General features: G+C 67.8%; 1 pseudogene. It reads left to right on the forward strand.

What is annotated here, in order from left to right:
- Window positions 1-7: 7 nt before the first annotated feature.
- Window positions 8-276 (forward strand): annotated as a pseudogene (locus tag ACQG3P_RS19615) (hypothetical protein); the annotation flags it as partial.

The raw sequence follows: 276 nt of genomic DNA on the forward strand, positions 1-276 counted from the left end.
TAGAACTTTGCGCCTGCTTCCCCTGCTCGCCCTGCCGCTGGCCATGGCCGCCCTCACCCACGCCACGTCCGCGAGCGCAGCCGACGGCGACGACCGCTTCGCCCTGCGCCTGGGTGCGATGAACATCGACTCGGACAACCCCATCCGGGGCAACACCACGGTGCTCGGCCAGGATGTGGGCTTCTCCGAGGACTTCGGCCTGGGCGGCTAGGAATGGGAGCCGCGCATTGACGGCCTGTTCCGCATCAGCGACCGCCAGCGCCTGATCTTCAACTA

The organism is Stenotrophomonas sp. SrG, from assembly GCF_050031795.1.
Classification (GTDB): Bacteria; Pseudomonadota; Gammaproteobacteria; order Xanthomonadales; family Xanthomonadaceae; genus Stenotrophomonas; species Stenotrophomonas rhizophila_A.